Source organism: Streptomyces sp. NPDC053431, from assembly GCF_044544925.1.
Lineage (GTDB): Bacteria > Actinomycetota > Actinomycetes > Streptomycetales > Streptomycetaceae > Streptomyces.
On the sequence record NZ_JBITXX010000020.1, the window covers coordinates 111322 to 130305 of the forward strand.

At 70.0% G+C, this 18984-nt stretch carries 16 protein-coding genes and 1 pseudogene; 9 read left to right on the forward strand and 8 right to left on the reverse strand.

Annotated elements, in window-relative coordinates; genetic code table 11:
- Nucleotides 1–80 precede the first annotated feature (80 nt).
- Nucleotides 81–1316 carry a serine hydrolase domain-containing protein gene (locus tag ACIGXE_RS32550; RefSeq protein WP_399753136.1) on the reverse strand — a complete coding sequence of 412 codons (1236 nt, stop codon included), beginning with the start codon at nt 1314–1316 and terminating at the stop codon, nt 81–83.
- 124 nt (nt 1317–1440) lie between these two features.
- Here ACIGXE_RS32550 and ACIGXE_RS32555 point away from each other — a divergent pair, with 124 nt between their 5' ends.
- The gene (locus ACIGXE_RS32555; protein ID WP_399753138.1) at nt 1441–2199 is read left to right on the forward strand and encodes a hyaluronoglucosaminidase; all 759 of its coding nucleotides are present in this window, start codon (nt 1441–1443) and stop codon (nt 2197–2199) included.
- A 17-nt stretch (nt 2200–2216) separates the two neighbouring features.
- A complete protein-coding gene (locus tag ACIGXE_RS32560) occupies nt 2217–2468 on the forward strand; it encodes a hypothetical protein (RefSeq protein ID WP_399753139.1) in 252 nt (83 codons plus the stop codon).
- A gap of 21 nt (nt 2469–2489) precedes the next feature.
- Here ACIGXE_RS32560 and ACIGXE_RS32565 read toward each other — a convergent pair whose 3' ends face one another.
- Genes ACIGXE_RS32565 through ACIGXE_RS32575 form a run of 3 tightly spaced genes read right to left on the reverse strand, consistent with a single transcriptional unit; the run spans nt 2490 to nt 4332 of the window.
- Nucleotides 2490–3260: an SDR family NAD(P)-dependent oxidoreductase gene (locus ACIGXE_RS32565; RefSeq protein ID WP_399753141.1), complete on the reverse strand. Its 771-nt coding sequence runs from the start codon at nt 3258–3260 to the stop codon at nt 2490–2492.
- On the reverse strand, nt 3260–3505 hold the full coding sequence (locus ACIGXE_RS32570) for a DUF397 domain-containing protein (protein ID WP_399753143.1): 246 nt from the start codon (nt 3503–3505) through the stop codon (nt 3260–3262). The genes ACIGXE_RS32565 and ACIGXE_RS32570 overlap by 1 nt, the downstream gene beginning before the upstream one ends.
- On the reverse strand, nt 3502–4332 hold the full coding sequence (locus ACIGXE_RS32575) for a Scr1 family TA system antitoxin-like transcriptional regulator (protein WP_399753145.1): 831 nt from the start codon (nt 4330–4332) through the stop codon (nt 3502–3504). The genes ACIGXE_RS32570 and ACIGXE_RS32575 overlap by 4 nt, the downstream gene beginning before the upstream one ends.
- Nucleotides 4333–4461: 129 nt before the next feature.
- Between ACIGXE_RS32575 and ACIGXE_RS32580 the strand changes: the two genes are divergently transcribed.
- From ACIGXE_RS32580 to ACIGXE_RS32590, 3 genes are all read left to right on the forward strand, one after another.
- Nucleotides 4462–4896, forward strand: coding sequence for an ATP-binding protein (locus ACIGXE_RS32580; RefSeq protein ID WP_399753147.1), 435 nt, complete (start codon nt 4462–4464; stop codon nt 4894–4896).
- Nucleotides 4897–5038: 142 nt separating this feature from the next.
- The gene (locus ACIGXE_RS32585; RefSeq protein ID WP_399753149.1) at nt 5039–5719 is read left to right on the forward strand and encodes a DUF4232 domain-containing protein; all 681 of its coding nucleotides are present in this window, start codon (nt 5039–5041) and stop codon (nt 5717–5719) included.
- A 180-nt stretch (nt 5720–5899) separates the two neighbouring features.
- Complete coding sequence (locus ACIGXE_RS32590) at nt 5900–6649, forward strand: SDR family oxidoreductase (RefSeq protein WP_399753150.1); 750 nt, start codon at nt 5900–5902, stop codon at nt 6647–6649.
- Nucleotides 6650–6711: 62 nt separating this feature from the next.
- Here ACIGXE_RS32590 and ACIGXE_RS32595 read toward each other — a convergent pair whose 3' ends face one another.
- Both ACIGXE_RS32595 and ACIGXE_RS32600 read right to left on the reverse strand, forming a co-directional pair.
- Nucleotides 6712–7743 carry an NAD(P)-dependent alcohol dehydrogenase gene (locus tag ACIGXE_RS32595; protein ID WP_399753151.1) on the reverse strand — a complete coding sequence of 344 codons (1032 nt, stop codon included), beginning with the start codon at nt 7741–7743 and terminating at the stop codon, nt 6712–6714.
- 1 nt (nt 7744) lies between these two features.
- Nucleotides 7745–8257 (reverse strand): nuclear transport factor 2 family protein, encoded by a 513-nt coding sequence (locus ACIGXE_RS32600; protein WP_399753153.1) that lies wholly within the window; start codon nt 8255–8257, stop codon nt 7745–7747.
- Between the two features lie 98 nt (nt 8258–8355).
- On the opposite strand from ACIGXE_RS32600, the gene ACIGXE_RS32605 reads away from it, so the two are divergent.
- Entirely contained in the window at nt 8356–8949 is a 594-nt protein-coding gene (locus ACIGXE_RS32605) for a TetR/AcrR family transcriptional regulator (protein ID WP_399753155.1), read from the forward strand.
- An 89-nt stretch (nt 8950–9038) separates the two neighbouring features.
- On the opposite strand, the gene ACIGXE_RS32610 is transcribed toward ACIGXE_RS32605, so the two are convergent.
- Together ACIGXE_RS32610 and ACIGXE_RS32615 are read right to left on the reverse strand one after the other, a co-directional pair.
- On the reverse strand, nt 9039–9449 hold the full coding sequence (locus tag ACIGXE_RS32610) for a VOC family protein (protein ID WP_399753157.1): 411 nt from the start codon (nt 9447–9449) through the stop codon (nt 9039–9041).
- 110 nt (nt 9450–9559) lie between these two features.
- Nucleotides 9560–10132: a GNAT family N-acetyltransferase gene (locus ACIGXE_RS32615; protein ID WP_399753159.1), complete on the reverse strand. Its 573-nt coding sequence runs from the start codon at nt 10130–10132 to the stop codon at nt 9560–9562.
- Nucleotides 10133–10197: 65 nt separating this feature from the next.
- Between ACIGXE_RS32615 and ACIGXE_RS32620 the strand changes: the two genes are divergently transcribed.
- From ACIGXE_RS32620 to ACIGXE_RS32630, 3 genes and pseudogenes are all read left to right on the forward strand, one after another.
- Complete coding sequence (locus tag ACIGXE_RS32620; protein WP_399753160.1) at nt 10198–10833, forward strand: nucleoside/nucleotide kinase family protein; 636 nt, start codon at nt 10198–10200, stop codon at nt 10831–10833.
- Nucleotides 10834–10884: 51 nt separating this feature from the next.
- Nucleotides 10885–11405 (forward strand): annotated as a pseudogene (locus ACIGXE_RS32625) (isochorismatase family protein).
- Nucleotides 11406–12042: 637 nt separating this feature from the next.
- A complete protein-coding gene (locus tag ACIGXE_RS32630) occupies nt 12043–18843 on the forward strand; it encodes a LamG-like jellyroll fold domain-containing protein (protein ID WP_399753161.1) in 6801 nt (2266 codons plus the stop codon).
- Nucleotides 18844–18984: the final 141 nt, after the last annotated feature.

The following is an 18984-nucleotide window of genomic DNA, read 5'->3' on the forward strand; positions in this document are numbered from 1 at the left end:
CGCGCCGCGCCTGACCGGCGCGTGAACGGGCCCCGGGCGGATGTTCCGCCCGGGGCCCGTGGCGTCCCCGGCCGCGCCGGTCAGCCGAAGTCGGGGATGGGGTGGTCCGGCGCCAGGGCCGCGGCGATGCGCTGCGCGACGGTGTGCGCGGTGTGCCCGTCGGGGGCCTCGGGGCCCAGCGTGGTCGACACCGCGATGGCCAGGCCCTCGGACGGCAGATAGGCCATCGAGGCGGAGTAGCCGAAGAACAGCGGGTGCTGCGAGACCCAGTCGCCCAGCACGAGCACGCCCATGCCGTAGTGGGTGGCCTCGGTCTGCGCGAGGCAGACCTTCGCCGGGCAGGTGCGGGTGGCATGGCCGAGTCCCACCGTCCCCGGGTCCAGCAGCTCCTGGTACGACGCCGGGGAGAGCAGCTCGCCCGAGCCGATGGCGACCGCCGAGCGCTCCAGGTCGCAGATGTCCGTGGTCTGCACGGCGCCGGGCGCCGTGGTCCAGGAGGGGTTCCAGAAGGTCGACTCCTCGTACGTCCCGCGGCTGTCGGTGAACGCGTGCAGGACGGGCCGCGGGATGTCGGGCGTGAAGCTGTTACGGGTCTCCCGCAGCCCGAGCGGCCCCGTGATCTCGCGCCGGAGCAGGACGTCCAGGCGGGTCCCGGTGATCTTCTCCAGGGCGGCGCCGAGGAGCACGAAGTTGGCGTGCGAGTAGCTCCAGTTGGTCCCCGGGGCGTACCAGCGGTCCTGCCGGGTCGAGATCGACACCAGCTCGTCGGGCGTCCACTGGCGGAACGGGTTCGCGGCGACCGCCTGCGGGAAGCCGGGCGTCGTGACGTAGTCGCGGAGGCCGGTCGTGGAGGCGGCCAGCATGCGCAGGGTGATCCGATCGCCGTCCTTCAGACCGGGCAGCCAGCGCCCGACGGGGTCGTCGAGCCCGACCCGGCCCTGGTCGACCAGCCGCAGGAGCGCCGTGCCCATGTAGCTGATGGCGATGTTGCCGTTCCGGAAGTGCATGGCCGGCTCGGCCGGGACCCCCGTCATCGACTCGCCGAGCGCCGAGGTGACGAGCTCGCGCCCGCCGACGGTGACCCGCACGATCACGGACTTGAGGTCCATCTCCGCCTTGGCCCGCTCGGCGACCCGCAGGACCTCGCGCGCCGGGCCGCGGACGGGCGGGGGCGAACTGTTGCACTCCTCGCGGTGGTGCCCGCCGTCGCCCCCGGCGGCCGCGACCGGGGAACCGAGGGCGAGGAGGACGGCGAGCGCGGTGAACGCGGTCGCGGCGGCGAGGCGCGGCCGGGACGGCAGAGGGGCTGGGCTCATGGGCCGGAGTATCGAGCGGCGGCCGCCGCACGCGGCCCCGCCGGCGGCCGACGCGCATGAACATCACCCGGACGTCCTGTCAGAATGACGCCCGCAGAGACGGATCAAGGGGAGGGGACCGAGCATGACTGTCACCAGGAGACTGTTCGTGGGCGGCTTCACGGCCGGGGCCGTGACCGTGGCCATGGGCGCGACGGCGGGGGAGGCCGAAGCGGCCGGACCGGTGCAGACCTTCGAGGGCGAGGTGCACGCGCAGCGGTTCACCACCGACAGCACCGTCAACTCCGCGTTCCTCAAGACGACGTCCACCAGCGAACACACCGCCACGCTCTACCAGGCCGCCACCAGCGGCACCGGCGTCGCGCTCAACGTCGTCTCCGACAACCCCGGCACGTCGGCGATGTACCTGTCCGGTACGGAGACGGGCCGCGGCACCCTGAAGATCGCGCACCGCGGCTACACCGACGGCTCCGACGCCAACGCCGCCGCGCTCTCCATCGACCTCCAGACGCCCGGCGCGACCGACCCCAAGAAGCCCGGCACCGCCGCCCAGGGCATCTACGTCACCGCCACCCACGGCCCCACCAGCGGCGCCCTGCTCGTGCTGCGCAACAACGCGGACCTGGACGACCTCACGGTCAAGGGCACCGGCCTCATCGGCATCGGCATCGACCGCGGCGCCACCCCCCGCGCCCAGGTCCACATCGTGCAGCGCACCGACAAGCCGGGCCTCCTCGTCGACGGCACCGTCGAGGTCGGCAACACCGCCACCCCGCCCACCGGCACCGTCTCGGCGGCCGGCGGCGGCACCCTGTACGCCCAGAACGGCGAGCTGTGGTGGCGCGGCTCGGCCGGCACCCGCACGCGCATAGCCCCCGCATAAGGAAGAGAGAAGAAACGATGGTGCAGCTCACCCCGGACCAGCTGGTCGCCGAGTTCCAGGACGCGGTCGTCGAACTCTATTTCGCGCGCAAGCGCATCGTGGCCCTCGAGGCGGAGAACGCCGACCTCAAGGCGCGGCTGTCCGCCCCCGTGCCCCCGCAGGAGGTGCCCGCCGAGGCGGTCGCCGAAGTCCCCCTCGACGCGGCGGCCGAGGCCGGCGGCGGGGGCGAGCAGTGGTTCACGGCCGGGCCGGGAGAGCCGGCGGCGTAGCGCCCCGGCCCCCCGCGCCGGTCAGTGGACGGACAGGCCGCCGTCCACGAAGACCGCCTGCCCCGTGACGTAGGCGGAGGCCGGGCTCGCCAGGAACACGGCGGCACCCTCGAAGTCCTCGGCGAGCCCGTTGCGCCCCACCATCGTGCGCGCGGCGAGCTCGGCGACCTTCGCCGCGTCCGAGGAGAGCCGCTCGTTGAGCGGAGTCATCACGAAGCCGGGCACCAGGGTGTTGACGGTGACCCCGTACGGCGACCAGGCCTCGGCCTGCGAGCGGGCGAGCGACTCCAGCGCGCCCTTCGACACCCCGTACGCGCCCGACTGCACGAACGCCCGGTGCGCCTGCTGCGAGGTCACATGGATGATCCGCCCGTACCCCCGCTCGGCCATGCCGGGCCCGAACCGCTGCCCGAGCAGGAACGGCGCCTCCAGGTTCACGGCCATCGTCCGGTCCCACACCTCGTCGGAGAGCTCGGACATCGGCGGACGCAGGTTGATCCCGGCCGAGTTGACGAGGATGTCCGGCTCGCCGTGGACGCCGGCGGCCTCCTCGGCCGCCGCCCGGATGCCCTCACGACTGCCGAGATCGCCGCTCACCCACGAGGCCGTCGCGCCGAGCTCGGTCAGCTCGTCGACCGCCGCCTTCAGCTCGGCCTCGCGCCGGGCGACGATCACGACGGACGCCCCGGCCCGGGCCAGGGCGCGGGCGACGGCCTTGCCGATCCCCGAACTGCCGCCGGTGACGAGGGCGGTGCGGCCGGAGAGGGAGAACAGGTCGTCCAGATAGGCCATTACAGGCGCTCGCAGTGCGCGACGAACGTCCCCCAGGCGGCGGGCGCGAGCGCGAGGCGCGCGTCCTCGGGGCGCTTGGAGTCGCGGACGTGGACGGTGGTGGGGCAGGGGGCGACTTCTACGCAGTCGCCGCTTCCGCCGCTGCTGTAGGTGGACTTGCGCCAGGAGAGGGCCACCTCGACGCAGTCGCCGTCGCCGCCGCTGCTGTAGCTGCTCTTGAACCAGGTCAGGTCAGTGGTGCTCATGTCGCTCCTCGCATCTGCCGCAACAGGCTCTGGGAGTCTTCCAGGGTAAGAGCCTGTGAGCGCATCCTGGCATACCGCATCTGGAGGATGCCGACGTCTTTCGAGTCGGAAAGCAGCAGGCCAGCCCGCTGCCCCTCGCAATAGCCGTACCAGCGGTTGTCCGGCGTCTCCAGCAACTGCAGCGGTCCGTCGAGTCCCGCGTGATGCCCCCGGCTCTGCTCCATCACCTGGATCTCGATGTTGCGCCGCTCGGACATCCGGAGGACGTGCTCGATCTGCGCGCGGTGCACCTCGGGGCCGCCCGTTCCCCTCCGCAGCACGTGCTCCTCGATGATGAAGCTGTAGGCGGTGTTGGGCCGTTCCGTCAGTAGTTCCCGTCGCGCCATGCGGGCCGTGAGTTTCTCCTCGACCTCACCGTCGCCCAGAGGCGGCAACTGCTGCTCGAACAGCGTCTTGGCGTACGAATCGATCTGCAGCAGCCCCGGAACCAGCCGGTTCTCGTACGTGTACAGGCACAGCGCGGTCGCCTCCAGCCTCGCCCACCGCTGGAACCAACTCGCCAACCCCGGCTGCCGCGACAGGTGCTTCGCCGCGGCGCGGATCACCCCGAACGCGTCCAGCAAGTGCTCCGCGCGGTCGATGAACGTGGGCGACGGGAACCGTCGCCCCTGCTCGATCGAAGCGATCGTCTCTCTCGAGTACCGCACCAGCGCGGCGAACTCCTCCTGGGTGAGTCCCGCTCGTTTGCGGAACGCCTTGACCACCTCCCCGAAGGCCTTCAGGCTGTCCGAGGTCTCCGGCTCCGCGCATCCGTCCGTCGTCGTCATCACGCGCACCTCCCACCCCGCATCGTCACGGGCCGTGATGAGCACTGTCCACCCTCCGAACTCGTACGCTCACGCAGCGTACGAGTTTCTGACCTGGGAGCCCGCCGCCCGCGCCGCCACATTGGCCCCATGACCACCCAGCAGACCCGCCAAGAGCCGGTCACCGTACGTGTGTTCACCCAGCGCTTCAGCTCGACGCCACGGGGCGCCCGGCTCGCCCGGAGGCTGGCGCTCCATCAGCTCGACCGGTGGGGCGTCCCGCACGGCAGCGCGGTCTCCGACGCCGCCGCGCAGATCGTCGCGGAGCTCGCGGCGAACGCCGTCACCCACGGCCGCGTGCCGGGCCGGGACTTCGAGCTGGTCCTCTCGTACCGCGGGGACGGACACCTCCGCATCGACGTCTCCGACACCCGTACGGAGCGCCGCCCCGGCCTCCTGCGGCCGGCGTCCCCGCTCTCCGACAGCGGCCGGGGTCTCCTGCTCGTCGACGCGCTCGCCACCCGCTGGGAGATCCTGAACCGGCTGCCCGTCGGGAAGACGGTGCGGGCCGAACTCGCCCTCTAGTAGCAGGAATTGCCTCCTCCCTGTACCTCCTCGGTAACAGAACGGCACGGCGCGCATGGCGAGGGTGACAGCAGGTACAGACTTTTCTCGACAAGCGAGATGTCGACAGCGGCCGTCCGCGGCCGACCACGGGGGATACGACATGAAGACTCACCTGAAGTCCTGTGCCATAGGGGCCGCGGTGGCAGCCGCGCTGCTCGGGGCCACGGCGTGCGAGCCGAGCGGGTCCGACGGCGCGGACCAGGGCAAGCCCTCGGCCCGGCCCAGCGCGACGGGGGCCACGAGCACGCCGGCGACGCCGGGGACGCCGGGCACGCCGAGCGCGACGAACTCGTCCGAGCCCGGCGGGACGGCTTCGCAGAAGCCGAGTGCCGCCGCCCCCGCCTGCACCGCCGCCGACCTCGGGGTCTCGGCCGTCAAGGAGCCCGCGGACAGCAAGGACGCCAGGCACCTCCTCATCACCGTCCAGAACACGGGCGACATGACGTGCGACCTCTACCGCTACCCGCTCGTGCGGCTCGGCGCGGACGCGCGGACGACGGTTCCCGTGATCAAGGACAGCGACCCGGACCAGGGGAAGCCCGTCACCATCGCTCCCGGTGAGGAGGCCTACGCGGCCCTGCTCGTGGCCGGGGGCCACCGCGACGAGTACGAGGCGAAGAGCATCACGCTCACCCTCCAGGGCAGCAAGGCCGGCAGCAAGGCGAGCACGCCGATCGACGTCCCCATGCCCGTCGCCACGCTGTACGCGGACGACGGCCAGCTCGTCACGTACTGGACGACCGCCGAGGGAATGGCCCTCGACTTCATCATGTCGAAGTGACCAGGTGACCAGGTGACCAGGTGACCAAGTGGCCAGGTGACGTGGATCGTGATCAACCCCGAGGGGTCGTACTCCGCGGGCCGACGGTTCGCCGCGATGTCACATTCCCGGGCGCTCGCCGGTCCTAGCGGGTGACGGGGCTCCAGCCGGGGTCCCGCGGACCGGAAGGACACGAGCGCGATGACCACGATCCTGGTGACCGGCGGCACCGGCACCCTCGGCCGGCTCGTCACGCGGCGGCTGCGCGCGGACGGACACGAGGTGCGGGTGCTGAGCCGGCGCTCCGAGCCGTACGCCGTCGACCTGCGCGAGGGCGGGCCGGGCCTCGACGCGGCGCTGGACGGCGTCGACACCGTCGTGCACTGCGCCACCAGTACGCGCGGCGGCGACGAGCGGGCGGCGCGCCACCTGGTCGGGGCGGCCCGCCGCGCGGGGGTACGGCACCTGGTGTACATCTCCATCGTCGGCGTCGACCGGGTGCCGCTCGGCTACTACAGGACCAAGCTGGCCGTCGAGCGGATCGTCGAGGAGTCGGGGCTGGGCTGGACGACCCTGCGCACGACGCAGTTCCACGACCTGGTCCTCCGGGTGCTGGAGAGCGCGGCCAGGCTGCCCGCCATGCCGCTCCCGGCGGGCGTCTCCGACCAGCCGGTCGAGGTCGGGGAGGTCGCCGAGCGGCTGTGCGCGCTGGCCGCCGGGGATCCGGCGGGGCGCGTCGCCGACATGGGCGGCCCCGAGGTGCGGAGCCTCCCCGACCTGGCCCGCGCCTACCTGCGCGCGAGCGGCCGCCGCCGCGCGGTCCTGAACGTGCCGCTGACGGGCGGGGCGTACCGGGCGTTCCGCGAGGGCGGGCACCTGACGCCGGAGCGGGCGGACGGGCGGATCACCTTCGAGGAGTACCTGGCGAACCGGCCGGGGGCGCGGGCCTGAGGCGGCGGGGCGGCCGCCGGCCGGGCGGACGCGGGAGCGGGGGCTCACGCGCACGCCCACGTTCACGCGCCGTCCTCCATGCTGATCACCACCTTTCCGAAGGAGGCGCCGGAGGCGTAGTGCCGGAACGCCTCGGGGGCCTCGTCGAACCGGAAGGTCCGGTCCAGGACCGGGCGGATCCGCTCCCGCTCGACGAGCTTGTTCATCTCCAGGAACTGGGCGCGGCTGCCGACGGCGAGCGCGCGCACGGTGGCCCCGGAGCCGAACAGGACCCGCGGGTCGAGCGGCGGCGCGGAGTCGGAGACGAAGCCGACGCAGGCGACGTGACCCGCCACCCGCACCGCCTTCAGTGACGCGTCGAGCGAGCCGGCGACGTCGACCACCCGGTCGGCGCCCTGACCCCGTGTCAACGCGCGTACGGTCTCGTGCCAGTCGGGGGTGGCCCGGTAGTCGATCACCTCGTCCGCGCCGAGCTCGTACAGGCGCTCGGCCTTGGCGGAGCTGCTGGTGGTGGCGATCACGCGGGCGCCGAGGGCCTTGCCGAGCTGGAGGGCGAACAGGGACACGCCGCCGGAGCCGAGGGTGACGAGCGTCTGCCCGGGGCGCAGCCCGCCGCCCGTGCCGTCCCCGTCGCCGGTCAGGGCGTTCCAGGCGGTGACGGCGGCGACCGGGAGCGTCGCGGCCTCCCCGTAGGACAGGTGCTCGGGGACCGGCACCAGCGCGGTCTCGTCGAGCACGGCGTACTCGGTGAGCATGCCGTCCAGCGAGCCGCCGAGCTGGGCCAGGTGCCGGAGGTCGAACGGTCCGTCCTGCCAGCTGGGGAACACCGAGGCCGCCACCCGCTCGCCGACCCGCACGGAGGTGACGCCCGGGCCCACCGCGACCACCTGGCCGGCGCCGTCGGCGAGCGGGACGACGTCGGGCTTCACGGGGAGGACGTAGGTGCCGCGCAGGACCATGAGGTCGCGGTAGCTCAGCGAGGCGGAGCGCACGGCGACCAGGACCTGGCCGGGGCCGGGGGAGGGGGCGGCGGGGTGCTCGCGGAGCGCGAGACCGTCGATGCCGGCGCCGCTGTCGACGTGGTAACTGCGCATGTCAGACCCCGTTCGAGGAGGAGGAGACGGCTCCGTGGGCGTCGTCGACGGGGTCGCCGTCGCCGCGCGTGCCGGCACGCGTGCCGGCGCCCGTGTCGGCGTCCGTCGCGAGCGGGACCTCGCCGCCGGTCTTGCTGTAGCCGAGGGCCTCGACGATGAGCCCGCCGTCGAGCCGCATGAGGTTGACGCCGTGTACGTGGTCGGTCGGGCCGGGGCCGAAGGTGTACTGCCAGGTGATCGTCGCCCGGTCGCCCGCGACGACGACCTCCTCGGGCCGGAACCGGGTGGTCCGGTCGGCCGCGAGCGTCCGCCAGAAGGCGAGGCAGTCCTCCCGGCCCTCGACGCGCTGCCCGGCGGGCGCGGGCTGGACCGAGACCATGACGCAGTCCTCGCCGACGAGGTCGTCGAGAAGGGCGGGGTCGTGGGCGATGAACGCCTGGTTGAAGCGCTTCATGACGGCGGTGGTGGTGGCGCCGGTCTCGGCGTCGGTGAGGGCGGTGAGGTACGAAGTCACGATCCTGCTCCACTAGATAGAACGGTCGGTCTACTCCCTGCTGCGCTCGAATATATAGACCGGTTGATCTACTAGTCAACGGTGGGCACACTGACTCCATGAGCACCCGTACCGGAACCCGTGCCGGAAGCCGCACCGGACCAGGCCCGCGCGACCGACTGCTGGAGGCGGCCCAGCGCCTGACGTACCAACAGGGCGTCGGCGTGGGCGTCGACACGCTCCTGAAGGAGGCGAACGTCGCCCGCCGGTCCCTGTACGAGCACTTCGGGGGCAAGGACGGCCTGATCGCCGAGGTGCTGCGGCGCAGTGCCGGCGAGGACGCGGCCGCGTACGTACGGACCATGAGCGCGGCCGGCGACGACCCGCGCGAGCGGCTGCTGGCCGTGTTCGCCGAGCTGGCGCGCGTCGTCGCCAAGCCGGACTTCCGGGGCTGCCGCTATCTCGCCGCCGACCTGGCGCTGGCCGACCCGGACCACCCGGGCCACGCCGTCACCCGCGCGTACCGGGAGCAGGTGACCGGCCTCTTCGAGGTGGAGCTCGTCAGCCTCGGCCACCCCCGGCCGGCCCGCGCCGCCACCCAGCTCCTCATCCTGATCGACGGCGCCCTGGCGCTTGCCGCCACCCGCCCGGAGACGGACCCGATCGAGGCGGCGAGGGAACTGACCGAGAAGATCCTGTCGGAGGCGCCCTGACGCACCGTCCGGGTCAGCGGCGACGTCACGCGGCCGTGAGGCCTGCGGGTCACGTCACGGCTTTTCGGGGGCGCCAGGCTCCCGCCGGGTCAGGCGGTCGCGGGCTGGAGGAGGTCCCAGCGGTTGCCGTAGAGGTCCTCGAAGACGGCGACCGAGCCGTACGGCTCGTGGCGCGGCTCCTCCAGGAAGCTGACCCCGGCGGCGGTCATGCGCTCGTGGTCGCGGGCGAAGTCGTCGGTGTACAGGAAGAAGCCGACCCGGCCGCCCGTCTGGGCGCCGACCGCCGCTGCCTGCGCCTCGCCCTTCGCCCGGGCGAGCAGCAGTCCGGTGCCCTGAGCGCCGCGCGGGCGCACGACGACCCAGCGGCTGCCGTCGCCGCGGTCGGTGTCCTCGACGAGCTCGAAGCCGAGGGCGCGGGTGTAGAAGTCGACAGCCTCGTCGTAGTCACGGACGACGAGCGTGACCAGGGCGAGCATGGGGAGCTGGGGTGCGGCGGACATGGGGCCAAGGTAATACGTATGACGGGCGTGGTGCCAACGCGACACGGCGGGTACGGCGTGGACGGGTGCGGCGTGGGTCGGGCTGTTCCGGCGCCCCGCCCCCCGGTCCCTCAGCGCAGGTCCCGCCGCATCAGGATCCGGGGATGCCCCGCCAGGACCGACGTCGTGTCGGCCGCGTGGACGAAGCCCGCGCGTTCGAAGTTCTTGCGGAGGCCCGCGTACGCCATCGTCAGGTCGACCTTCGCGTCCCCGTTGTCCAGGGGGTACGCCTCGACGGCCGGGGCGCCGTGGGCGCGGGCGAAGTCGACCGCGCCGGCGATCAGGGCGTGGGAGATGCCCTGTTTGCGGTGGCCAGGGCGGACCCGGATGCACCACAGGGACCAGACCGGCAGGTCGTCGACGTGGGGGATCTTGCGGTTGCGCGCGAAGGACGTCTCCGCGCGCGGTGCCACGGCCGCCCAGCCGGCCGGCTCGTCGCCGTCGTAGGCGAGCACCCCCGGCGGGGGGTCCGGGCGGCACAGCTCGGCGACGTACTCGCCACGGGCCGGGCCGACGAGCGACTTGTTGAGCTTGGACCCGATCCGGTAGCTCAGACAGAAGCAGACGCTGGCCGTGGGCGACTTCGGCCCGATGACGGCGCGGACGTCCTCGAAGACCGAGGCCGGGCGGACTTCGATGATCATGACACCCACGATGTCACGCCCGGCCCGCTCACGCGCCCGTGTCGTCCGTGCGTACCGGTGGGAGAATGCCGCGCATGGACGCGCGGGAACTGGATCTCCTCGCCGAGCGGGCCCGGGCCCTGGCCGCCGGCGGGCGGCGGCGGGTGCTCGGGATCGCCGGGCCGCCCGGGGCCGGGAAGTCCACGCTCGCCGCGCGGCTCACCGCCCGCCTCGACGGGCTGGCCGTGCTCGTTCCGCTGGACGGCTTCCATCTGGCCCAGGCCGAGCTGGAGCGGCTCGGCCGCGCCGGGCGCAAGGGCGCCCCCGACACCTTCGACGCCGCCGGCTACACCGCCCTGCTCGTCCGGCTGCGCGCCGCCGAGCCGGGGACCACCGTCTACGCGCCCGCCTTCGACCGCGCGCTGGAGGAGCCCGTTGCCGGGGCGATACCCGTACCTCCCGAGGTCCCGCTCGTCATCACCGAAGGCAACTATCTCCTGCACGGGGAAGGGGCCTGGGCCGGTGTCCTCCCGCTGCTCGACGAGGCCTGGTACCTCGACCTCGACGCCCGCCGCCGCGTCCCCCGGCTCGTCGCCCGGCACGTCCGCTTCGGCAAGGACCCGGCGCACGCCGCGCGCTGGGTCGCCGACTCCGACGAGGCCAACGCCCGTCTGGTGGCACGGGGTCGGGACCGCGCGCATCTCGTCGTACGGATGAGCTGAAGTCGCTAACGTGCGCGCACGACCCACGCCCCGGCGCTCCTCGTCATCGACATGCAGAACGCCCTCGTCGCAATCGCCCACCGCGCCGCCGAGACCGTCGCCGTGATCGCCGGACTCCGCGCCCGCGGCCGCGCCGCCGGAGTCCCCGTCATCACCGTCCAGCATCACGGCGGCGGCCTCGAACCCGGCATCGACGGCTGGCGGATCGTGCCCGAACTCGCCCCGGCGGACGGCGAGCCGGTCGTCGCCAAGACCAGCGCCGACAGCTTCCTCGAAACCGACCTCGCCGCCACCCTCGACGCGCTCGGCACCACCGAGCTCCTCGTCACCGGCTTCGCCACCGAGATCTGCGTCGAACCACCGCCCGCCAGGCTCTCAGTCGCCGCTACGACCTCGTGCTCGTCGCCGACGGCCACACCACCTCCGTACGGGAGGCGGGCGACGGCCCCTACGCCGAGCCCGACGCGTCCGTCGCCCACCACAACGAGATCTTCCGCAACCTGGACTTCCCCGGCCGCAGCATCCGCGTCCTGCCCGCCGCCGCCGTTGACTTCATCCCGCCGGCGTCGTGACCCGCGTCGGCTTGAGCCCCCGCCTTCGCGACCGCCGCCTTCGTGACTGGCCTCGTCGTGATTCGGCCCGCCATCTTCCAACGGCCGTGGGCACCGCCACGGCGCGGAGCATTTCATTCTCTTTCTTCGCTTTCGCGGGGTGACGATCTTCACTTGATGATCACGAAATGAACACGGTTCTTGCTTACTTTATCCATGTGTCGATCTACTGACCCCTCTTGATCGCATTCTGAGGGGGGCCTCCGTGCGTTTCGTGCGGCCTGTTTCCGTTGCTGTTGCCTTCGTTATGGCTTGTATGGCCAGCGCTGAGGGCGTGGCTTCCGCGCAGACGTTCGCCGGCATGCCCGTAAGGGCGGCTGACGCTCCCGACCAGCAATGGGGCTCAGCGGATGGCCACTCGCACCGGGCCACCGCGGGCGACACCTCGGCCACGGCGGCCGGTGGCCACCGTGGACACACGCCGTCCCAGAGAGAACTCCCCCCAGAGGGCGGGACATCATCCGTCCTGAGCCCTGCAGGTACGAGGCTTCCGTCCGCGGTTACTACTCCGGCATCCGTTCCCGCATCCGTCGTGGCGGCAGAGCCGAAGGGCTTTGACCCGAACACGAGCCGCGAGCTCGCCGGTGAGCGGAACCGGATGTCCAAGACGTTCCAGAACACCGACGGCACCCTCACTACACGCTTTTACGAAGAGCCGGTCAACTTCCGCGAGGCATCCGGGAAGTGGAAGCCGATCGACACGACTCTGAAGGAACTCCCCCGAGGCGGGAGTCTTGGCCGCGCGGTGAATGCTTCCGAGGACGGTTGGACGATTACCTCGGGCGACATTCAGACCACCTTCGCCGGGTACGCCGACGGCGCCCCGCTGGTCTCTCTGAAGACGGGCGCTGACACAGCGGTGGGCTTCTCCGTCCGGGACGTTACGCACGCCCCCGGAGAAGCGGAGGAAAGCGCGATCATCTACCGTGCCGTGCGCCCTGACGCAGACCTGACGTTCGTTGCCGGCGGTACTTCCGTAAAGGAAGTCATCACGCTTCACAGCGTCGATGCTCCCACCGAGTGGGTCTTCCCCCTCTACATGCAAGGCTTGACGCCTCGCATCGAGGAGACGGGTGCGGTGACGTTCAGGGACACCGCGGGCGGGGTACGGGCCACGATGCCCGCAGGGTGGATGGAGGATGCGAACCTCGCTCCGAACTCCAACCAGGGTGAAATCTCCAGCGGCGTCCACTACGAGCTGGTGGACATTGCCGGTGGTCAGGCCCTGAAGGTGTCCTTGGACGCAGACTGGCTGCGGGATCCGAAGCGAGTCTTCCCGGTAAAGGTTGATCCGACCGTCACCACCCTGACCTCCTTCGCGGCAAGCTCGGGCACTTACGTGGAGTGGCCCTACAACCAGAACTTCTCGGGTAGCACAGAACTCAGGGTCGGCACCTACGACAAGGGCAGCCACAAAGCTGCTGCGTTCCTACGCTTCGCCGGTGTCGAGACCACACTAAAGAACGCCTGGATCGTCAACGCCCGCCTTGCGCTGTACAACACCTGGTCCTACTCGTGCACCGCCCGACCGGTGACCGTCCATCCGATTACGTCGAACTGGTACGAGTCCACGACCAGCACCTACCCGGGCCCTTCGACCGGTGCTGCGCTGGCATCCAAGTCATTCGCGCATGCCTGGCAGGCATCCGGATCAAGCTCGTTGCCGTGTGGGGGACCGGCCTGGGAGTCGATCAACCTCGGTTCATCCGGTCGCCAGCTGGTCGATGACTGGACTCATGGGCGAAAGGCGAACTACGGCCTGGCGGTGAAGGCGTCGACGACCGACTCCTACGCGTGGAAGGCGTTCGGCTCCGACGACTCAAGCGGAAAGCCGGCGCTTGACGTGACGTGGACCAAGTACGGCGCCACGTACAAGATGGGGGAGTTCGTTACCCCCATCACCGCCACCGCCGATGGTGAGTTCCGCGTCACCGTTACCAACCGCGGGCAGCAAACATGGCCGAAGAACGGCAACTTCTCCCTGCGGTACCTGTTGTACGACGGCGCAGGCAAGGAGATCGCGGACACCTCGAAGATCCGTTGGTCGGCGATCCCCGCCGACGTGCCTCCCGGCGCGAGCGTGACCGTCGACGCGAAGATCGCCCCGCTTCCGCCTGGCGACTACACGCTTCTCTGGACCATGAACGACAACGGCATCGCCACCTTCAGCGGTGCTGGCGTACCCCCCGTCGGGATCAAAGTCTCCGCTGTCAATATTCCGCCGCAGCTGATCCGCATCGCGCCTCCCAGCGGTGCCGTGACCAACACCCTGACCCCCACCCTCTGGGCATCTGGTGTCGACCGCGACCGTTACCCGAAGGCACTGCAGTACCAGTTCGAGGTCTGCGAAGTGGAAGGGAAGGACACTCGCAAGAACTGCAAGATGGGCCCGCGTGTGACCTCACAGCAGTGGGCGGTCACCAGCGGCTGGCTCTCCTGGTCAAAGACCTACGCCTGGTACGCATACGCCTACGACGGCAGCGTGACCTCAGTAAGGCCTGGCCCGTCGCTCCTCACCACGCAGGTTCCCCAGCCGGCCATCACCGGCCAGTTCGGTGCCTCGACAACCTCCGACGCATTCGACGAACGCTCGGGGAATTACGGCACCGCCGCAACCGACGCAGCTGTGCCCACAGTTGGCCCCGAGCTCTCAATGACCCGCACGTACAACTCGATGGATCCGCGGCAGAAGAATGCCTTCGGCGCGGGCTGGGCAACACGCTGGGACATGCGTGCTACGGCCGAAAGCACAGGTAGCGTGGTGATCACGCTGGCGACTGGTAGCCGGGTGCGTTTTGGCAAGAACGCCGATGGCAGCTATGCCGCTCCTTCAGGCTCCATCGGGGCTCTCAAGGCGGAGACCGGTGGCGGCTGGACCCTGCGCGACGGTACGGGAAGCCTCTACACGTTCAGCGCCACAGGCCTGCTCACGAAGATCGCTGACGGTCACGGCCGGGTTCAGCAGCTGACTTACACCAACAATCAGTTGACCGAGGCCAAGGACGTCTTGTCCGGTCGCACACTCACGTTCACCTGGTCGGGCGGCCACGTGCAGACGGCGTCGACGAGCGCAGTCAATGCCGCGGGCGCAGTCCTGAAGTGGACCTACACCTACGAGGGCGACCGCCTTACCAAGGTGTGCCCGCCGTCATCCGACACTGCTTGCACCCTCTACACCTACGAGGACGGCAGCCTTTACCGCAGCACGGTGCTGGACGCCGGGCCGTCGGCGTACTGGCGGCTGAACGAAACCGAGGGCGATACTGCGGCGAGTGAGACCGTCTCCGGCACGGGCCTGAACGATGCCTACTACCGGAACGTCGCTCACGGACAGGCGGGCGCACTGACCGGCACGACCAACAAGGCCGGCTCCTTCGACGGCACTGCCGCCGACCCTGACAAGTCCTACCTCGTGCTCGCCGATGATGCTCTGGGCTCTTCGCCGTTCGCGTCGGTGGAGATGTGGTTCCAGACGACCAAGCCCGGTGTGCTGCTGTCGCAGGCGAACGAGCGCATAGAGGCCGTCGACAGCGTCAGTCAGGCAACCCCCCTGCTGTATGTCGGCACGGACGGCAAGCTCCGCGGCCAGTTCTACTACCCCGGCACCTCCTGGACGCCGATGACCACGACGGGTGTCGTCAACGACGGCGCCTGGCACCACCTGGTCCTCTCGGGCGCCGGAACCGCGCAGACCCTGTACCTCGACGGCACAGCCGTCGGTTCCAAGACCGGCGCCATCGATCACCTGGAGCAGCGTTACACCTACGTCGGTACGGGGTGGACCAGCGTGCCCTGGCAGGGCATCGACAAGGCCGACCCGCTGGGTCACTTCACCGGCCTGATCGACGAGGTCGCCGTCTACGGCCACACCCTCGACGCGGGTACCGTCGCCGAGCACTACGCGGCGAAGGCTGCAACATCCCGCATGACGAAGGTCACGCTCCCGTCGGGACGCGTCGACTCTCGGGTTGTCTACGACTCCGACACCGAGCGCGTCACCCAGGTGACGGACTCCAAGAACGGCACGTGGAAGGTCTCCGCACCTTCGTTCTCGGCCGGCTCCGCCGCCTACAGTGCCGAGGTCCTCGCATCCGGCCCGCACGAGTACTGGCGCCTGGGCGACCGCCGCGGCACCACCGCCTCCAGCGCGCTGCTCGACGGCGCGGACGGAACCTACGGCGACAACATCGCGCTCGGCACATACGGCGCCTTCGCCGACGGCGACGACACCGCAGCAGGCTTCAACGGCGACTCCCACATCGAGCTCGCCCCTGAATCCTTGAGCGGCTCCACCACCTTGTCCGCCGAGCTGTGGTTCCGTACCGACAAGTCCGGCATCCTGCTTGCCGAGTCGAACGTCGACATCGGTGAAGGCGAGACGCCCACCCACTCGACCCCGCTGCTTTACGTGGGTACGGACGGCAAGCTCCACGGCCAGTTCTACTCCGCGACCACCAACTGGATCCCACCGGTGTCCAAGAACACCGTCACCGACAGCCAATGGCACCACGCCGTACTGGTCGGCAACGTGAACACCTCGTCCCTCTACGTCGACGGAATGCTTGCGGGCTCGGTGGCTGGCACGATCACCCACCTGGACCAGACCCGGGTCTTCCTGGGCAAGAACTGCTGCGGTACCCGCTGGGCGGCCATCGACCCCAACGACCCCTGGGGCTACTTCAGCGGAGCCATCGACGAGGTCGCCTTCTATCCCAGGGCCCTCTCCCAGGCCGAGATCAGCAAGCACTACCGCGCCCGCACCGGCATGGTCGCCGGCGACGGCCCCCACTACCGCGGCGCTGTCACCGTCGACGCCCCGGCCGGCTACTGGCGCCTTGACGAGTCCAGCGGCCCGGTGGCCAACAGCCTGACCGCCGCGCAGAACGGCGACGGCTCCTACACCAATGCCACCCTCGGCACCGACGGCGTCTTCGGCACCGGCGACAACACCGCCCTCACGCTCAACGGCAACGGTTACGCCGAGATACCCGGCAGCATCCTGCGCGGCTCCACCGATCTCGCGGTCGAGCTGTGGTTCAAGACCACCAAGCCCGGCGTCCTGATCGGCGACCAGTCCAACCCCGTCGGCCCCACCGCCACGGGTACGTACGCGCCCCTGCTGTATGTGGGCACGGACGGCAAGCTCAACGGCAAGTTCTACTCACCCGGCCTCGGCACGGCGAAGGTCGCCTCCGCCGAAAACGTCAACGACGATCAGTGGCACCACGCCGTCGTCACCGCCACCGGTAGCGCCCAAACCCTCTACCTCGACGGCGTCCAGGCCGCCACTCTGACCGGCGCGGTGAACCACCAGTCCAACACCCGCACCTACATCGGCGCCGGCTTCGCCAAGAACTGGCCCGCCGCCCCCGCCGAGGTGTCCTACTTCACCGGCCAGATCGACGAAGTCGCCATCTACCAACACGGCCTCACCGCCGACCAGGTCGCCGAGCACTACCACTCCCGTGAGCACTCCAGTACCTCTGCGCTCGCCATGACCGTTACTGTCACCAACCCCAAGGGTGTCAACACGTACACCACCTACGACGCCTTGCGCGGGCACCGCCTTATTGCCTCCATCGATGCGGCGCGTGGACGCACTACCTACGCATACGACACCGGTGGCAACCTTCACACGGTCACGGACCCGAACGGCCACTCCACCGTCACCGGCCATGACGCCCAGGGCAACATGGTCTCTCGTACCACCTGCCGGGACGACAACTCCTGCTGGACCTCCTATGCGGAGTACTACAACAACACCGCGGACCCGCTCGACCCCCGCAACGGAAAGCAGACCGTCGCCCGCGACGCCCGCTCCTCCGGCCCGGCCGACAACCGCTACAAGACGACAACGGGCTACACAACCCTGGGGCTACCGGACAAGCTGACCCTTGCCGACGGCAGAAGCTCCTCGACTACCTACACCTCCGGAACCGAACCGGCCTTCAACGGCGGTACGACGCCTGCCGGACTGGTTTCGAGCACAGTGACCCCCGAGGGCGCCGTCACGGCATACGCCTACTTTGCCAACGGCGACCTCGCCCAGGTCACAGCCCCCAACAAACTCATCACCTCCTTCACGTACGACGGACTCGGCCGCAAGGTCAGCGAGACTCAGATCTCCGACACGTACCCGGACGGTGTAACCACCACCTATGGCTACGACTTGCTGTCGAACGTCACCTCGGAGACCGGCACCGGCGTCAAGAACGAGATCACCGGTGTCACTCACACGGCGAAGACAACGCGCGAGTTCGACGCGGACGGAAACCTCCTCGCTGAGATCGTCGAGGACCTCACTGGCGGCGATGTCGCTCGCAAGACGAAGCGTCACTATGATGAACGCGGACTCAATGACTCGATCACGGATGCCGAAGAGAAGACCACGAAGTTCGGCTACGATGAATTCGGCCAGGTGGCCAGCGAGATTGACGCCCTCGGTATCGAAACCACCTACACCTACACGCCACGCGGCGACATCAATGAGACCGTCCTGAAGAACTGGACCGGGCACCCGTCAGGCGAACCACGCGACCTCGTGTTGGAGTCAAACGCCTACGACCCCGCCGGCCGTCTCGCCTCTACTACCGATGCCCTCGGTTCAACCACGTCGTTCACCTACTTCGACGACGGCCTGCTCGCCACTACGACCGCCCTCCAGGTCGAACAGAGCGACGGCACCCACCGGGACATCCTGCAGGAGAGCAACACCTACGACGGTGCCAACTACCTGATCAAGCAGGTTACCGACGGCGGCGCTCGCATGGAAACGTTCAATGTGGACGTCACCGGACGCATCACTCGGTCGGTCCTCGATCCCAACGGCCTCAACCGTTCCGTCGACTACACCTACGACAAGGACGACCGGCTCACAGACACCACGCGACGCGTCTCTGCCACGGAGTCCCAGACGCAGCACCTCGACTACGACCAGGTCGGCAACGTCACGACTGCCGTTCTGTCTTCGGGTATCACGACCATCACCACCCGCAACACCTACGACCGGCGTGGCCTGCTCCTCACCTCCACCAGTCCGCGCGGCAACAAGACGGGCGCCGACCCCGACGCCTACACCACGGCCTACCGCTACGACGCCCTTGGTCGCCTCGTTGAGCAGGCCTCACCCGCCGTCAGCACTGAGATTTACGGAAGCGCCGCCCAGCAGAAGAAGCCCACCACAACGAACGGCTACAACACCTTCGGCGACCTGAGCGGCTCCCGGGACGAGAACGGAGCCGTCACCCGATCCGACTTCGACCGACTCGGTAGAACCACCGCGCTCACCCTCCCTGCCTACACTCCGCCTGGCGGCACCACCATCACACCGGTCTACCGCACTTCGTACGACGACATCGGACGCGTCATCTCGACGACCGACCCGCTGCAGGAGCAATAGTCAAGACTTGTGGATCAGTTGAGGTGGTTCATGCTGCGAAGGTCTCGTCCTGTTCGGCGGGGTGGCCGTTGTGGAAGCGGGCGCCGGCTCGGACGAGGGCGACGAGGTGGGGTGCGGTGACCGCTCGCCAGCGGGCCTGGG

Coding starts and splice junctions, on each gene's coding strand:
- ACIGXE_RS32620 (WP_399753160.1), top strand. CDS start 10,198: ATGCCGCGCATGGACGCGCGGGAACTGGATCTCCTCGCCGAGCGGGCC.
- ACIGXE_RS32590 (WP_399753150.1), top strand. CDS start 5,900: ATGACCACGATCCTGGTGACCGGCGGCACCGGCACCCTCGGCCGGCTC.
- ACIGXE_RS32580 (WP_399753147.1), top strand. CDS start 4,462: ATGACCACCCAGCAGACCCGCCAAGAGCCGGTCACCGTACGTGTGTTC.
- ACIGXE_RS32560 (WP_399753139.1), top strand. CDS start 2,217: ATGGTGCAGCTCACCCCGGACCAGCTGGTCGCCGAGTTCCAGGACGCG.
- ACIGXE_RS32550 (WP_399753136.1), bottom strand. CDS start 1,316: ATGAGCCCAGCCCCTCTGCCGTCCCGGCCGCGCCTCGCCGCCGCGACC.
- ACIGXE_RS32630 (WP_399753161.1), top strand. CDS start 12,043: ATGTCCAAGACGTTCCAGAACACCGACGGCACCCTCACTACACGCTTT.
- ACIGXE_RS32615 (WP_399753159.1), bottom strand. CDS start 10,132: ATGATCATCGAAGTCCGCCCGGCCTCGGTCTTCGAGGACGTCCGCGCC.
- ACIGXE_RS32610 (WP_399753157.1), bottom strand. CDS start 9,449: ATGTCCGCCGCACCCCAGCTCCCCATGCTCGCCCTGGTCACGCTCGTC.
- ACIGXE_RS32575 (WP_399753145.1), bottom strand. CDS start 4,332: ATGACGACGACGGACGGATGCGCGGAGCCGGAGACCTCGGACAGCCTG.
- ACIGXE_RS32555 (WP_399753138.1), top strand. CDS start 1,441: ATGACTGTCACCAGGAGACTGTTCGTGGGCGGCTTCACGGCCGGGGCC.
- ACIGXE_RS32605 (WP_399753155.1), top strand. CDS start 8,356: ATGAGCACCCGTACCGGAACCCGTGCCGGAAGCCGCACCGGACCAGGC.
- ACIGXE_RS32595 (WP_399753151.1), bottom strand. CDS start 7,743: ATGCGCAGTTACCACGTCGACAGCGGCGCCGGCATCGACGGTCTCGCG.
- ACIGXE_RS32570 (WP_399753143.1), bottom strand. CDS start 3,505: ATGAGCACCACTGACCTGACCTGGTTCAAGAGCAGCTACAGCAGCGGC.
- ACIGXE_RS32585 (WP_399753149.1), top strand. CDS start 5,039: ATGAAGACTCACCTGAAGTCCTGTGCCATAGGGGCCGCGGTGGCAGCC.
- ACIGXE_RS32565 (WP_399753141.1), bottom strand. CDS start 3,260: ATGGCCTATCTGGACGACCTGTTCTCCCTCTCCGGCCGCACCGCCCTC.